The organism is Flavobacterium sp. ZT3R18 (assembly GCF_007097385.1).
Lineage (GTDB): Bacteria > Bacteroidota > Bacteroidia > Flavobacteriales > Flavobacteriaceae > Flavobacterium.
Genome location: NZ_VJZS01000020.1, coordinates 52,080 through 69,058, shown reverse-complemented (window position 1 = coordinate 69,058; position 16,979 = coordinate 52,080). Strand labels below are relative to the sequence as shown.

Below are 16,979 nucleotides of genomic sequence, written 5' to 3'. Positions count from 1 at the left end.
AAATATTATATTTGCGTAACACTACACATTGTGTAGTAGATAGCAAACAAAATATACCTATGCCTGAAGCTGTTTTTTCATATAATTACCTTGATGAATATTTAGATGAACTAAGGTCTAAAGGTAGATATGCGTTTACATTAGAAGAACTTAAAGAAAGATTTAATGTATCTGATAAAGCATTAAATCAGAACATGTATAGATTAAAGCTAAAGAAAAAAATAGTACAGGTTCGAAAAGGCTTTTACACGTTGCTACCCGCAGAATATTCAAGACAAGGAATTATCCCAGTGAATATGTTCATAGATGATATGATGAAAGCATTAGGTAAAAAATATTATGTTGGTCTCATTTCAGCGGCGGCTATACATGGTGCTGGTCATCAACAGCCAATGGAAACCTTCATCATTACCGAAAAACCAGCGTTACGAAACATTCGAAATAAAAAATTAAAGCTCAACTTCTTTATTAAAAATGAATGGAATCAGGAAGATATTAATGAGATAAAAACGGAGGCAGGATATATGAACGTTTCCTCTCCTGAGCTCACGGCTTTAGATTTATTGTACTATGCTGAAAGTATTGGTATGAATAGAATAATGACAATTCTAGAAGAATTAATCGAAATTATAAAACCATCCAATTTAAAAAAAATCGCAAAAGGATATCCCCAAACAGCTGCGATTCAACGTTTAGGATATTTACTGGAAGTAGAACTAGAAAATAAAAAACTGGGAGAAATAATGTATAAAATTATTGCAGACAAGATGGGAGTAAATATTCCATTAATGCCCGGAAAAGAAAAAAAAGGAGAAATAAATTCCAAATGGAAAATTATCCGCAATGTCGAAATTGAAAGTGATTTATGATACCTAGAAGATATATACTGGAATGGAAAGAATTTGCTCCATGGCCAGATGATGCCCAAATAGAGCAAGATTTAGTAATTGAAAGAGCATTGATCGAGATATTCTCAGATGAATTTTTAAGCGAACATTTGGCTTTTCGTGGAGGTACAGCATTACACAAATTATTTCTGAAACCACAAGTTCGATATTCAGAGGATATCGATTTAGTGCAAATAAAACCAGGTCCTATAAAACCAATATTAGAACGGCTTGGAAAAAAATTAATCTTTTTAGGAACAAAAAGAACAACAAAACCCAGAGCTCATAATAACACCGTAGTCTATAAGTTTGAAACAGAAACAGCTCCGGTAATAACAATGAAATTAAAAATTGAAATTAACTGCAAAGAGCATTTTACGGTAATGGGATTACAAAAAGTACCGTTCGAAGTGAAAAATGGTTGGTTTACTGGAAAATGCGAAATTAACACTTACCACATCGAAGAATTATTAGGTACTAAAATGAGAGCATTATACCAACGTAGAAAAGGTAGAGACCTGTTTGATTTAGAGCATGCTTTAGCAAATACAAACGTAGACACAGAAAAACTGGTAAATTGCTACAAAGAGTACATGGCATTTTCAGTTGCAATACCACCAACGCAAAAAATGTACATTGCCAATATGGAAGAAAAAATAAAGGATGGTGAATTTATGAATGATATTTTCACGATACTTCGACCAGGAGTAGAATATGATAATGTAAAAGCTTACGAAGTTGTAAAAATTGAGTTATTGGAAAAAATTTAAAAGAGTAATTTGATATCCTACATTGAAGCTTAAATATTTCAAAATCCAACACAAATATTTTTTTTTGGTAATTGAAAACTCTAAATACAATAAATTGAAAAAGAATAATCCAGAAGCATTTTATTATTGGTAGCAAGCGTTAAAAATTTCAAATAAATTTTAATAAAATAATGATTAAATAAATTATGAATATTACAACAATTATAAGGTCTATACGAGATATAATGCGAAAGGACAGCGGTGTAGATGGTGATGCCCAAAGAATATCGCAACTTGTTTGGATGTTATTTTTAAAAATTTTTTCCGATAAAGAAGAAATGTGGAAAAAAGAAAACAAAAGTTACATTAGCCCAATAAATGATAAATATAAGTGGAATAATTGGGCTCATAATAATGAGATGGATCCAGTAGAATTAATAACTTTTTTAAATGATGATTTATTCCCCAATTTTAAAAGGTTAAATATTGAACTTAATGCACAAGCCAAAATTGTCAGATCTGTTTTTGAAGACACATACAATTTTATGAAAAATGGTGGATTAATAAAACAAGTGATTAATGAGATTGATAAAATAGACTTTAAGAAATCAGAAAATCACCATATATTTAATGAAATTTATGAAAGTATTTTAAAAGAATTACAAAGTGCAGGTTCTTCGGGGGAGTACTATACCCCTAGAGCTATTACGCAATTTATGGTAGATTCTATTAATCCTAAAGCAAGCGACAAAATTTTAGATCCGGCATGTGGTACCGGAGGATTTTTGACTTCAGCCATACGGAAAATAAAGTTGAGTTCAGACAAAAATGATATTCTAATAAACCAAAGTAATTTTATTGGGGTGGAAAAGAAACCATTACCCCATTTATTATGCACAACTAATCTCATGCTTCATGGTTTTAATGAACCAGCGATTTTTAGAGACAATTTTTTAAGTAGACCATATGATGAGTGGTTAGAAGGTGATCTGGTAGATGTAGTCTTATCAAATCCGCCATTTGGAGGTATTGAAGAAGATGGAACCGAAAAGAATTTTCCTGCTGACTACAGAACAAAGGAAACTGCTGATTTATTCTTAGTATTAATTATTAGATTGTTAAAAGAAAAAGGTAGAGCCGCAGTAGTTTTACCAGATAATTTTCTTTTTGGAGAAGGTGTGCGAACAAGAATTAAAGAAAAACTTTTAAATGAATGTAATTTGCATACGATTGTAAGATTGCCGAAAGGAGTTTTCAGTCCTTATACATCTGTAAAAACAAATTTACTGTTTTTTGAAAAAGGTAAATCAACTAGCGATATTTGGTATTTTGAGCATCCTTATCCAAACGGTCAAAAATCATACAGCAAGTCAAGACCTATTAAAATTGAAGAATTTGACTTGGAAAAAAAATGGTGGAATAACAGAATTGAAACTGATTATGCTTGGAAGGTTCCAATTGCAGATATAAAGAAAAGAAATTATAATCTTGATATATCAAGTCCATATTATAGTGAAGAACAGTTATTGTCAAGTTCTGAACTTAGAGAAAGACTTGAAAAATCATTAAAAAAGAGTAGCGATTTATTTAGTTCATTAAAACTTGAATTCTAATGATTGATTGGAAAGCAGTAAATTTAGGAACCATATTATCGGAATCAAAAGTTGAATCAATTACGCCCGACTCTTCTAAGAGAATTAGGGTTAAATTAAATCTTGGAGGGATTGAGCGCAGACCAGATATAAATGAAAAAAAAGGAGCTACAAAATATTATACTAGAAAGGCTGGACAATTTATATATGGACGACAAAATTTGCATAAGGGTGCATTTGGTATTGTTCCATTCGAATTAGACGGATGCGAGTCAAGTGCAGATCTTCCTGCATTTGATGTTTCTGATAATTGTTTTCCAGAATGGATTTTTTATTTTTTTAAGCAAGCTGACTTATATAAAAAATTAAGCGCATTAGCAAAAGGTGTTGGTTCCAAAAGAATAAATCCCAAACAGTTATTTGGATTACAAATCTTATTACCTTCCAAAGAGGAACAAAGAAAAATTTTAGATTCTGTTAAAACTTTTGAAGTAGATGCCTTGCACTTAAAAATAGAATTAGAGAAACAAATCTCACTATTAGAAAATATAAAAAGTGTTTTCTTATCTGAGGCTTTAGAAGGCAAACATGAGACCAATACAAAGGAGAATAAATTAAAAAATTGGAAAGTATTGACCATGGGAGAATATGTTATATGCGAACGTGGGCGTTTTTCAGCAAGACCCCGTAATGACCCTAAGTTTTTTAATGGGAAGATTCCATATATTCAAATAGGGAATCTTCCTTCTGAAGGTGGTTACATTTTAAATCATGATCAGACACTAAACGAATCAGGATTAAGCGTCAGTAAACTATTTCCTAAAAATACAATTGCTATTGCTATTGTGGGTGCAACCATTGGTAACACAGGAATACTAGATTATGACATGTGCTTTCCTGATAGTTTAATAGGAATTAAACCAAGCGACCAGCATAATACACGGTTTTTAGAATATTTTTTAAGATCTAAAAAGGATTATTTTAGGACGTTAGCTTATAGTGGAGGTGGTCAGCCAAACATTAAATTGCCCACTATTAAAAATTGTGAAATATTAGTCCCGCCTATAGCAGAGCAAAAACTAATCGTTGATAAAATTTCAAAGGTTTTTAAGAACTGTAACGAGTTAATTGAAAATATTAAAAATCAAATAAAGGACGTAGATTTATTATTTAAAACAGAACTAAGTAAAATTTGGAAATCTGAAAACATAATATCAAATAATTCAATGATGAAAAGTGAAATTAATATAAGAACTTATCAAGTATTACTCGATACATTAAAACTTACTTTGGAAGATGAAAACATAGTTGAAATTCAAGATATTCTGGAGAAAAATGGAAAAATGTCAGCTGTTAGCGTGTGGCAAATTTCAAGACATCGAGAAAGCATCGATTCATTTTACGATGAATTAAAGATTTTGATTGAAGATTCAAAAACAGTGAAAGAAAGTAAAGAAAAGGGATATATAGAAATAGTGTTATGAGAATAAATTCTGTATTAATTGATGGATTTAAGAACTTGAATAAGTTCTCCATAGAGTTTGATAAGTTAAAGATGCATACAGTTCTAATTGGACAGAATGCTGCTGGAAAGTCAAACTTTCTGGAGGCATTAGTTATTATTTTCCGTGATCTAGATCTTAATGATAAAACATTTTCAGATTTTAATTTTGATATATCTTATGAATGTCAAGGATATATCATCAGAATAATTGGAAATAAGGAAACACTTAGCAATGATGTTGAAAGTTCCGGCAGTTTTGTAGAAAAGCAGAAAAGTGGTTTTACATTTTTTGTAGATAATGTGAAGATTGCGAAATCGACATTTTATAAAAATAAAAATCTTTATCTGCCAAAACATGTGTTTAGTTATTATTCCGGAATTAGCAATAGGTTAGAAGAGCATTTCGATTTGCATCAAAGAAGGTTTTTAAAAGATCTTTTAGATGGATTAGATGATCCTATGCGACCTTTGTTTTATGCGCGCCACATCCACAGTCACTTTGTCTTAATGGCGTTTTATGGTTTCCCTGAGAAAAAAATTCAAACATTTTTAAAAGATTACCTCGATATACTAGGACTTGAATCTATCCTCTTTGTTCTAAAAAATCCATATTGGTATAAAAACAAACCTATTAAAGGAGGCGACGAAAAATTTTGGTATGCCCGAGGAGTTGTGAAAGATTTTTTAAATGATTTATGGGATGCCTCATTAGCTCCAGTCCCTTTCAATGAAAAGGTCAGGGAAGATTTTCATAAAAATCCTGAACAAGAGCATTTTTATCTATATATATCGAGTCAAGAAAAACTGGTGGAATTGGCAAAGAAGTATGGATCTAATGCAAATTTTTTTAAGATGCTTGAAAGTACTTACATATCTGATTTAATTCATGAAATTAGAGTTAAAGTTAGAAAACAAAATGTGAAAGGTCATATAACATTCAAAGAACTTAGTGAAGGAGAGCAACAGTTGCTGACAGTTTTGGGATTAATGCGCTTTACTAAGGAATCCGATACTTTGTTTCTTTTAGACGAACCTGATACACATTTAAATCCGCTGTGGAAATGGTCGTATATAGAACTAATGGAGAATGTCGTGGACAGGGATTCAAGTAGTCAAGTAATAATGACAACACATGATCCTCTTGTGATTGGAGGATTAACTAAAGATGAAATAAGAGTATTTACTACAGTTGGGGATGACAGACTTATACACACGAGCGAGCCAGAATTTGATCCTAGAGGATTAGGTGTGGCAGGCATTTTAACAAGTGAATTATTTGGACTTCCAAGTACTTTGGATAAGGAAACTATTGAAATAATCAACAAAAGAAATGCACTTATAGCTAAACAAGAATTAGGGGAATTAACTAATAAAGATAAAATTGCTTTAAATGAAATTTTTCAAATTCTAGGTGATCTGGGTATTAACACAACTGATCGAGATCCACTATATGAAAAGTTCTTAATAGAAATGAGTAAAACAGACAACTTTACGATTGAAAAAATGACATCAGCAGAAATTGAAGAACAGAATAAAGTTGCCAAACAAATTATGGATAAATTACTTAAACGTGATAGCGAATGATTTTTGTTGACTACTTAAATAATCCTCCTTCGGATGAATGGATTGCAAAAGCGGACACTGTTACTGCAGAATTAATAGCTGCGTTAACAGCTGTGGACCGCGCCACCATTATTGTGCGTAATTCTGGTTTATGGAGGGAATTGAAGAATCAGCTTTCATTATTGAGAAATAGAAAATGTTGGTATACTGAATCTATTAATGATGGCGCACACTGTCATATAGATCATTTTAGACCTAAAACAAATGCTCTCGATGAGCTGGGCAATGATCAAGGCGGATATTGGTGGTTAGCATTTGATTGGCAAAATTATAGATATTCGGGTCCTGTACCAAACGTCCGCAAACGAGACTACTTTCCGGTTTTGCTAAATAAAGTCAATGCTTATGGAGGAAATACAAACTTGGAGCAAACACTTTTATTAGACCCATTAGTAATTGCTGATACTTGGAAAATTTCATTCGATGGTATTGAAGGCAAAATATTGTCAAAGTCATTAGATAAAAACTCTTTAGACTATAAACGTGCGGTATATTCTATTGAACGCTATAATTTAAATGATGAAGGTTTAAAAGAAGGTAGAAGGCAGAAATATGGAAAAGCTAAAAATTTAATAATGGAATCTGCCAAACTTATAAAACTTCAAACAGTTACATATGATGTAGCTAGAGAAAACGATATAATTAAAATATGGACTGAGTTAAGGGATTTAGCAAACCCAAATTCAGAATATTCCGCAACTGTAAAATATTGTTTAAAGAGTAGTGGTCACGATTGGGCACTAGACATTGCAATAGCAGCCTAAAGTTATTATTTTATTGTATTAAAATATATTTCAGCCTTGGTGGATTCAATGATATTATCGTCATTTAGTTTCTCAATAAGCTTTTGCCAATTGTTTAAGTTATCCAGCTTAAATTTTTCAAAAGCATTAAATACCGCATCATATTTGATTAATATATCATCATCGATGGTCATAATTTGACCATCGTCAGGCACCCCATAATACATACCTATCTGAGTTTGTAAGTGACAATCCGGAATAAAGCCAAGTTTTTTATATATGTTGACCTTGCTAATAAAACAGGTTAAGGAAATACTTTTATACTTCTGTTTTAAGTTGTCAAGCATATTTCGTAAAATTCCCTGATTTCTATATTCTTTAGATACAATTGTGCTAATTATAGAGACATCTGTTGGATCATCGATACTTTTATGATATAGAATATAACCAAGAATACATCCTTGTATATCTTCAGTCACTAATAAATGTGTTCTATATCGTTCATTTTCAGTAAGTCTTTCCAAATAAAGATTAGCTTTAACCATTTCTCGCATTGTCATGTAGTCATCGATTTCACTTCCTTTGGAAAATACATTAATACTAATTTCATTAGAATTTTTTTCAACCAAATTTAAAATCTGAACACGTATATCTTCTGGGATTTGAGATAAAATCTTGTATATTTTTAATAATGTCATTTTTTTAATTTATTAAGTTAATCTGTTCCTGTTTAAAGCTGCGAATGGAAATAATATACCCGTTCTATTTGCCTAGATTTTCCTTGTCAAAATATATACCTTTTCGTATGTCAAAAACTCCTTCTAGGAAATATTCAGTTTGTTTATTCACAATTTTTTCTATACGTTCAACTCCTATGCGTTCAACTAGCGGACTAATATTGTTATGCTTAATTAGCCATTCTTCATAACCTTTTACTGAAGGACCTCCCAGATTTATCGCGAACTCCATTCCATAATATAAGAATACAAAATAAGTTTCTTTTCTTGAAGTAAGCATAGTATCGCTACCAAAACCTATTTGAACCCATTCTCCTGTGTCAGGATGTCTCATTTGTGTTTCTTCTGGAAATATCCTTCTTTTATGATATGGCCATTCGTCAACACCTTTTCCATATCTAGCATAATTTCTAATTAGATCGTAGTGACTTTCATTAATAATTTCTTCAACCCATTTTTCATCATCAACAAATCTATAAACAAGTGTTTCCAATGCCATTTTTGCTAGGAAACGAGACATATCCCTTTTAGGAGGATTAATATCTACTATAAAAAGCAATGCAGGAAATGTTGAGTCCGTTAGTTTATCTTCATACAATTCTTTAAAACGGTCTCTATCACTTTCATTTTCGGGTTGAATATTTAGGGTATTATCTTTATTAAGATTTAGCGATATCTCGATGTTAGTACCGTCAATAAAGCCAATAACAGAAGGCATCTTACCTTTTTTATTCGGGACTTGATAATATCCTCTAATATTTCTAAATGCTTTATGTGATAATATTGGATTTTCAACTTTGATGGCAAAATAATTATTGCATTTATCACATACAATTCCCTTAGGGAGTATCTTTTTTCGACTACCCATAGATTCAGGAATAATATGCTCTTCACTTTTTGATGAATCACTTGGGCTTTTACAAAAAATACATCTTTTATTTGTGGACATCTTTTTCAAATTTCTACAAATTGTTATATTAAAATTATATGTTTTTTATTTTCTTTTATTTATCTTGTAACTTATCGTTTTGTCATACAATAATTTAAAGCCGCTTTTTTATAATAAAAAAATATTTTTCCATTAAGAGTATATGGTTTCGTAGATAGACCAAATCTAGTAAGTAATTAGCCTGAAATTTAAACTCCGCTTCTGACAAGCTTTAATCTCTAATCAACAAGTATTCCTTATCTCTGTAAAATCAAAAAAGATGCCTACTAGCATCTTTTTATTTTGTGGTAAACATATCACTATCAAAAAAATCTTTCAATGTAATATTGATCATTAAACAAAATTTCTGAATAGAATATATTGTAACTCCTCGCTTATTTTTTGTGCTTTCCCACCTATTTATGATCTGCCGATCTATATCGTATTTCTTAGCGAAATCCGATTGTGATAACCCAGTTTTCATTCTTAAAAACTCGATTCTTTCAGAAATTTTTTTCTGTAGTATAGTATCTTCTTTTGTCAATTCAGCCATACTGCAATTTTCATAATATTTTATAATATTCTGTAAACCACTTGGATTACAAAATATATTTTATATCTTTGATTAAGAATAGATATTTATTAGGAAATAATAGATATCATTTATTAAATTTGCGTTTCTTCATTTAAAAATATTTGAAGCATTCGCTTTGAATCTCGGACAGAAAACTGGCGTTTTTAAAACCACGAGAGGATAAGTTAAGATGCTCACGTCTATGGCGTGGGCTCACTTATTGTGGTTGGTGCCGCCAGTACCTCTGTTCGATAAGCTGAGTTCCATGCCATTTTTTTTAATCTTCGGCAATTACTCCCCTTACATTCTTAGCAATACTTCTTCTTTTACATAGTCTCGCAGCATAACAAAGTCTAACCTTTTAAAACTCGAATTATTGATGTAAAAACGAATCCACTTATGCCATTAAGTCGTTTACTTAATTCATAAAAAATGGCCCTCTATCTCGTCGCCAAACTAACATAGAGGACCGTAGCTAAATAAACTAACGTTTCACTTAACCAACCCAATATTATGAATAATTTTTCATTTTCAATGGGTGGAAAGGCTTTTTGTTTCCTATTTTTCATGGGGAGCTTCCTGTCTTTTTCGCCTATTCTAGCCAATAATCTCATTAGACACAGTTATGCTTCTACCCAACAGTTTCAAATTCAAGGAACTGTCACCGATGGTATCAATCCCTTACCTGGTGTGTCTATTTCGATAAAAAACAAATCAAAAACTTTTTCCGTAGCGGATTATAACGGTCATTACACCCTTTTTGCCACCCCACAAGACACTTTGGTTTTTTCTTATATCGGATTTAAAAAAGTGATTGTTCCCATAGAGGGTCGCGAAATAATAAATGTAGTCTTACAACTTGATGCCACCACTTTGCAGGAAATACGAATTAATGCTGGATATTATTCTGTTAAAGAAAGCGAACGTACTGGCAGTATCGCCCGAATCACAGCCAAGGACATCGAAACACAACCTGTTTCCAACGTGCTGGCCATCATGCAAGGACGCATGGCGGGAGTAAGCGTTACCCAAACCACTGGAGTGCCTGGAGGTGGATTTGATATCAAAATACGAGGACAGAACAGTATTCGTAGCGATGGAAATGCTCCCTTGTATATCATTGATGGAGTTCCTTATGCCTCTGACCCTATAGGATATAATCAAACGGCTTCTACGTTTCCAACAGTTACAAGCCCCTTAAACAGTATCAATCCAGAGACTATTGAAAGCATAGAAATATTAAAAGATGCGGATGCCACTGCTATTTATGGCTCCAAAGGCGCTAATGGCGTCGTACTCATAACCACTAAAAAAGGCAAAGCGGGAAAAACAACCCTCAGCATAAAAGCCACAACTGGGGTCGGTACGGTTACTAAATTCATGAAACTAATGAATACGGAGCAGTATCTTGCCATGCGTCGTCAAGCTTTTAGCAACGATGGCATTACTTCCTATCCTTCTGATGCCTATGATGTCAACGGTACTTGGGATCAGAATCGTTATACAGACTGGCAGGAAGAATTTCTTGGAGGAACGGCACAAATTAACGATTTTCAAGGCACGCTTTCTGGAGGCTCGGATAAAACACAATTCCTGTTAAGTACCACATATCATACGGAATCCACTGTTTTCCCCGGAGATTTTATGTATAAAAAAGGTGGGGTTCAATTTAATATGGGGCATCACTCAGAGGACAACAAATTCAAATTCAGTTTTTCTACAGGATACAACATTCAGAATAATGACCAACCTGCTTTTGATTTGACCTCTATTTCTCGTTATCTCGCACCCAATGCTCCTGCCCTATATGATGCCGAAGGTAATTTGAATTGGGAAAATAGTACTTGGCAGAATCCATTGAGTAATTTGGCTGCTAAATTCGAATCAAAGACCAATGATTTGGTGTCTAATGCCGTTATATTTTATGAACTTTTCCCGAATTTGGTTTTGAAAAGCAATTTTGGTTTTACAGACCTAAGACATACCGAAACCCGTACTGCACCCTCAACAATCTATAATCCTGCGTATCATCTCACGAGTGCTTATTCCAGCCTATACGTCAATACTACCAATAGACAGTCATGGATTGTAGAACCTCAAATCAATTGGGAAAAAGAATGGGGAATGGGAAAAATTGGAGTGCTCGTCGGTGGCACTTTTCAAAATCAAAACACGAACCGACTTTACCAATTTGCAAACGGTTTTAGTTCCAACAGTCTCCTTTATGATTTAGCCTCAGCCACTACGGTTCGGGTGCTCTATAGCGACAATGCAATATACAAATATCAAGCCTTTTTTGGAAGAATCAATTACAATTGGGACGACCGTTATCTTTTGAATTTTACTGGAAGACGTGATGGTTCGAGTCGGTTTGGTCCAGGGAAGCAGTTTGCCAATTTTGGTGCCATAGGAATGGCTTGGTTGTTTTCTAAAGAAAATTTCCTAAATGAAAACACCTGGCTTAGTTTTGGAAAACTGCGTGGTAGCTATGGAACCACTGGTAATGATCAGATTGGGGATTATCAATTCTTAAACACTTATACTTCATCAGGCGTTCTTTATGGTTCCAATGTGGGATTACAGCCCTCCAGACTCTTTAATCCCAACTTTGGATGGGAAGTTAATAAGAAACTGGAAGCAGCCATAGAAACGGGCTTCTTACAAGATCGAATATTTCTAACTGCGGCTTGGTATCAAAATCATTCTTCGAATCAACTTGTAGGAGTGCCTTTGGCAGGTACAACAGGGTTTCAGACATTGCAAGCCAACCTCGATGCAACGGTAGAGAATACTGGTTGGGAGTTCACATTGCGTACGGTTAATTTTAATACCACAAACTTTAACTGGACAACGAACCTGAATCTGACACTTGCCAAGAATAAACTCTTGCGTTTTCCGGGTTTGGAAACTTCTCCATACAATCAAAAATATCGCATTGGTGAACCACTGAATATAGAACTGCTCTATCAATACACCGGTGTCGATCCTCAAACAGGGATCTATCAATTTGCCGACATCAATGGCGACGGTGCTATTTCTTTTCCTGAAGATAAACAGACCGTTGCTGACCTTAATCCACAATATTTTGGAGGAATACAAAATCAACTGACCTACAAACATTGGAAGTTGGACTTTCTCTTTCAATTTGTAAAACAGCAAAATCACAGTTATTCCATAGGATTCCCAGGTCAAATGTCCAATCAACCGATACGAATGATTGATACTTGGCAACAACCCGGAGACAACGCAACACAGCAAATCTATACTACAGGATACAACAATGCAGCAGTTACAGCCGATTACCAATACACTCAAAGTACTGGCGGAATAACCGACGCCTCTTTTATTCGCCTTAAAAACATTGCATTGTCGTACGATCTTCCGCTGACTACCAAAAACACGCAGTGTAAGATTATTTTACAGAGTCAAAACCTACTGACTTTTACCAAATACAAAGATGGAGATCCCGAATTTATAAGTTCTGGGTACTTACCCCCGCTTAAGATCATAACTGCCGGAATACAACTCACTTTTTAATTGTACATCATGAAAACAATATCTCTTAAACCTATTTTTATGCGCTACTTCTTGTTGCTATTTCTATTGGCTTCGATAGTACTTTGCACAACTTCCTGTGATTCTTTTGTAGAAGTCGATCTTCCAAAATCACAACTAACCAATGCCGCCGTTTTTGATGACTATGCCACTGCGGATGCTGCCTTGACCGATATTTATGCAAAACTCAGAGATCAAGGTCTTTTGACTGGAACTGCTTCGGGACTTTCCAATATGTTGGGCAACTATACCGATGAATTGACTTCTTATGGAAGTCCAGACAATCCTGCCTTACCTTTTTATTTCAATAGACTGCTTCCTGCCAATGCCTCAATTACGGACTATTGGAATATCAGTTACAACCAAATCTATGCTGCCAACGCAGTGATTGAAGGAGTGCAGCTAAGCACTAAACTAAGTACCAAAGAAAAAAATCAACTCATAGGAGAAGCTTTGTTTATTAGAGCATTAGTCCATTTTTATCTCACAACTCTTTTTGGGGATATTCCCTATATCATGACAACGGAGTACCAAAGCAATAATGTAGTAAAGAAAATCACAGTCCACGAAATCTATGCACTCGTTATCACAGATCTAGATTCAGCCATAAATTTGCTCAGTCAAGAGTATGGTACCCCAGAACGAATCCGTTTGAACCAATTCGTGGCTAAAGCACTTTTGGCACGGGTTTATCTCTACAGTGGAGCTTGGGCAGAGTCAGCCAATGCCGCTTCAGCAGTTCTAAATGCCACAAATCTCTATGCTCTGGAAACCAACATTAATGCTGTTTTTCTTAAAAATTCAAAAGAAACCATTTGGCAACTACAACCCGCAACAGCGGGCAAAAATACAGATGAGGCTGCTGCTTTTATCTTCTTTGCGGGTCCTCCTCCCTTGGTGGCATTAACCGATAATCTTATGAACTCATTTTCTGCAGCTGACTTACGCAAGAGCAACTGGACAGCCGCTATTACCGACGGAACTAATACGTGGTATCATCCCTTTAAATACAAAAATTTCGATTATACCGCTACCTCTTTAGAATTTTCGATAGTCTTGCGTTTAGCGGAGCAGTATCTGATAAGAGCCGAAGCAAGAGCACAACAAGGTGACCTCATCGGGGCTAAAGAAGATCTGAACAAAATAAGAGAACGTGCGGGATTGGATGAAACCACTGCAAGCACGCAACAAGAAATTCTGGACGCCATACTGCAGGAAAGAAGATGGGAATTATTTACGGAATATGGACATCGCTTTTTTGATCTGAAACGCTCTGGACAAATCAATGCTGTTTTATCCTCCACAAAAACAGGATGGAGTGCAACCGATGTGCTATTTCCAATACCTCAGAATGAATTAAGTGTCAATCCTAACCTACGTCCACAAAATAGTGGTTACTAAAAACACCGATCATGAAAATTCTAAATAGTTCTCGAAAGAGAAATAAAAAATGGGAGCTTTCTCATGTGAATCTAAAACTCGTTTTATTTTCATTTTTTATTTTGCCATTAGTAACCTGTTCCCTTTGGGGGCAGGTGGTGCAAAAAAAACAGTTAACGGAATCCGATTATCATCTATGGGGGGAACTACGTCATGATAAAGTCTCCTCAAATGGGAAATGGACCAGTTATAAGATGGAATACGAAAAGGGTATAGATACTTTGTTTGTGTCTAATACCACTACCCAAAAAAAATATAATTTTCCGTCTTGTAGTAACTCACTATTCGCTGGAAATGATAATTTTGTTTGTAGTGACGCTATGGGATTACACCTCTTAAATTTAACAACAGGAAAACAAGAGTTATTTACTTCTGTTAATCAGTGCGATTATTCCTCAGAAACAAACCAACTTATATTCCTATCTGAAGCAGAACATATTTTAAAAATTGTAAACCTACGTACTAAAGTTACGGATACCATTAATGATGTCCAACAGTTTACAATGAGTCCTAGTAAGAAGGAAATTCTCTTTACCACTGCAACCAATCAAAAACATTCAATAGGCTTGCTACCTCTAGGAAATAAGCAAACAATAAGTTGGATCATTGAAAGAAATCTTAGTCCATTTCAACATTTTGCTTGGCAGGAAATGGGAAAAGCAGTGGCTTTTTATAGTTTCTCCAATTCAGATTCAAAGGACGCTAGGCTTTACTACTATACTCTAGACAACACGACCTTATTTGAGCTGAATCCCAAAACCCAAAGTGATTTTCCTGATACTACAGTATTCGATAAAGAAATGGTTTATCCATTGACTATATCTGCAGATATGCGCAGCGTCTTTTTTGGTCTCAGCCCTGTCCAAACAGCCAACCCAAAAGAACCCGAAAGCGATGTGGAAATCTGGAACGGAAACGCAAAATGGATCTATCCTTTTGAAAAAATAAACAACCAGTACAGCGAACATGTTACTCTAGCGGTATGGCATCCAATACTCAAAAGCATTACCCAAATTTCATCCCCAGAGTTCCCAAAAGTAATGCTAACCGGTAATCAGAAATATGCCATTTTATCCAACCCTAAGGAGTACGAGCCTCAATTCGAGTACGACGGACCACGGGATTTTTATATTATGGACTTGAACACAGGTAAAAAAGAAATTTTACTTCGCAAACATATTCCCTTTTTTGAATATTTATTACCCTCTCCTTCCGGAAAATTTATTGCTTATTTTAGTGATAATAATTGGTATGTTTATGATATTGCACATAAAACACATACGAATGTAACCAAACAAATAAACACTCCTTTCTTTGGGAAATGGTATATTCTTGATGGAGACAGTGCTTATGGAAATGCGGGCTGGAGTAAAAATGACAACGAATTAATTCTTTACGACCAATATGATTTGTGGGCCATAAAACCCGATGGAACGAGTTTTAAAAAGCTTACTAATGGACGTGAAAAACAAATTACATTTAGAATCGCTACGTTATCCGATTATGAGCATTTAACAGCCAATTTTGATGGGTGGAAAAGTTATACCATTAATCTGGATGGAGATCTGATTTTACATGCTGCAGGATTCGATGAAAAAACAGGCTATTTCAAATGGAAAAATGATACTGGCGAGAAACCAATTGTCTATGGAGATCGTTACATTGACCAAATGCATTATATCCAAAAGGAACACTCTTACATCTATCAGGAACAAAAATTTGATCTCTCCCCGCGCTTGATGTTTCAAAAAAATGGCACCGCACCAAAATCATTTTCCGAGAGTAATCCACAGCAGTCAAAATACCAGTGGGGAACTGCAAAGCTGATACCTTTTCGTAATTCCAAAGGAAAGGAACTAAAAGCCGTTTTATATTACCCTGCGAATTATGATCCTGCCAAAAAGTACCCTATGATCGTAAATACTTATGAAAAGAAATCCGATAGAATTCATTGGTATAACAATCCAACTTCCTTTATGGACGATGGATACAATCGAACCGTTTTTACTCTGAATGGTTACTTTTTTCTATGTCCTGATATTGAATATGATCAAGGAACCATTGGAAGCGATGTCGTGGATTGTACGGTGTCTGCAACCAACGAAATTATTGCAAGTGGTTTAGTTGATCCCGCGAAAATTGGATTGGTAGGGCATTCTTTCGGAGGATACGAAAGTGCTTTTATGATTACACAAACCAATCTCTTTTCTGCAGTGGTTGCCGGAGCGGGAATAACAGATCTTTCCAGTTTATATCTGAATGTTGGATGGGATACCGGAAGACCTGACATGTACCGCTTTCAAAGTGAGCAATGGAGAATAGGAAAAACCCCTTTTGAAGATCCTTTGCTTTACGCCAAAAGTTCACCTGTTGCCAATGCAGCCAATATTAAAACCCCTATACTTATATGGACAGGTAAAGAAGATCGACATGTGGATTGGCATCAGAGTGTAGAATTTTATATGGCTTTACGCCGACTTGGAAAAAAGCAAATCATGCTACTTTATCCAGATGAAAAACACGTCTTGCTCAAGCCAAACAATCAGTTAGATCTCAGCCATAGAGTACAAGAATGGTTTGATTATTATCTTAAAAAAGAATCTCCAGCGTTATGGATTAGCGAAGGCGTAAAGTAATTATTTTATCT

12 protein-coding genes are annotated in these 16,979 nt (G+C 34.5%); 9 read left to right on the top strand and 3 right to left on the bottom strand.

Annotated elements, in window-relative coordinates; translation table 11 throughout:
* Positions 1–59 precede the first annotated feature (59 nt).
* The 6 genes from FNW52_RS16905 to FNW52_RS16880 all read left to right on the top strand — a co-directional run bounded on the left by FNW52_RS16905 (position 60) and on the right by FNW52_RS16880 (position 7,119).
* Entirely contained in the window at positions 60–869 is an 810-nt protein-coding gene (locus FNW52_RS16905; RefSeq protein ID WP_143378659.1) for a type IV toxin-antitoxin system AbiEi family antitoxin, read from the top strand.
* Complete coding sequence (locus tag FNW52_RS16900) at positions 866–1,657, top strand: nucleotidyl transferase AbiEii/AbiGii toxin family protein (protein ID WP_143378658.1); 792 nt, start codon at positions 866–868, stop codon at positions 1,655–1,657. Before FNW52_RS16905 ends, FNW52_RS16900 begins: the two co-directional genes overlap by 4 nt.
* A 185-nt stretch (positions 1,658–1,842) precedes the next feature.
* Complete coding sequence (locus FNW52_RS16895; RefSeq protein WP_185966021.1) at positions 1,843–3,249, top strand: N-6 DNA methylase; 1,407 nt, start codon at positions 1,843–1,845, stop codon at positions 3,247–3,249.
* Positions 3,249–4,712, top strand: coding sequence for a restriction endonuclease subunit S (locus tag FNW52_RS16890; protein WP_143378656.1), 1,464 nt, complete (start codon positions 3,249–3,251; stop codon positions 4,710–4,712). Before FNW52_RS16895 ends, FNW52_RS16890 begins: the two co-directional genes overlap by 1 nt.
* Positions 4,709–6,316, top strand: a complete 1,608-nt coding sequence (locus tag FNW52_RS16885) for an AAA family ATPase (RefSeq protein WP_143378655.1) — start codon at positions 4,709–4,711, stop codon at positions 6,314–6,316. Before FNW52_RS16890 ends, FNW52_RS16885 begins: the two co-directional genes overlap by 4 nt.
* Positions 6,313–7,119, top strand: a complete 807-nt coding sequence (locus FNW52_RS16880; protein WP_143378654.1) for a hypothetical protein — start codon at positions 6,313–6,315, stop codon at positions 7,117–7,119. The genes FNW52_RS16885 and FNW52_RS16880 overlap by 4 nt, the downstream gene beginning before the upstream one ends.
* 5 nt (positions 7,120–7,124) lie before the next feature.
* Here the strand turns inward: FNW52_RS16880 and FNW52_RS16875 are convergent, their stop codons facing one another.
* The 3 genes from FNW52_RS16875 to FNW52_RS16865 all read right to left on the bottom strand — a co-directional run bounded on the left by FNW52_RS16875 (position 7,125) and on the right by FNW52_RS16865 (position 9,247).
* Positions 7,125–7,796: a GNAT family N-acetyltransferase gene (locus FNW52_RS16875; RefSeq protein ID WP_143378653.1), complete on the bottom strand. Its 672-nt coding sequence runs from the start codon at positions 7,794–7,796 to the stop codon at positions 7,125–7,127.
* A gap of 64 nt (positions 7,797–7,860) precedes the next feature.
* Positions 7,861–8,784 carry an HNH endonuclease gene (locus FNW52_RS16870; RefSeq protein WP_143378652.1) on the bottom strand — a complete coding sequence of 308 codons (924 nt, stop codon included), beginning with the start codon at positions 8,782–8,784 and terminating at the stop codon, positions 7,861–7,863.
* Between the two features lie 277 nt (positions 8,785–9,061).
* On the bottom strand, positions 9,062–9,247 hold the full coding sequence (locus tag FNW52_RS16865) for a helix-turn-helix transcriptional regulator (protein ID WP_255515632.1): 186 nt from the start codon (positions 9,245–9,247) through the stop codon (positions 9,062–9,064).
* 603 nt (positions 9,248–9,850) lie between these two features.
* Here FNW52_RS16865 and FNW52_RS16860 point away from each other — a divergent pair.
* From FNW52_RS16860 to FNW52_RS16850, 3 genes are read left to right on the top strand one after another with little or no spacing between them, the layout of a single operon-like run.
* Positions 9,851–12,874 carry a SusC/RagA family TonB-linked outer membrane protein gene (locus tag FNW52_RS16860; RefSeq protein WP_143378650.1) on the top strand — a complete coding sequence of 1,008 codons (3,024 nt, stop codon included), beginning with the start codon at positions 9,851–9,853 and terminating at the stop codon, positions 12,872–12,874.
* Between the two features lie 9 nt (positions 12,875–12,883).
* A complete protein-coding gene (locus FNW52_RS16855; RefSeq protein ID WP_255515630.1) occupies positions 12,884–14,293 on the top strand; it encodes a RagB/SusD family nutrient uptake outer membrane protein in 1,410 nt (469 codons plus the stop codon).
* Positions 14,294–14,304: 11 nt separating this feature from the next.
* Entirely contained in the window at positions 14,305–16,968 is a 2,664-nt protein-coding gene (locus FNW52_RS16850; protein WP_143378649.1) for a prolyl oligopeptidase family serine peptidase, read from the top strand.
* Positions 16,969–16,979: the final 11 nt, after the last annotated feature.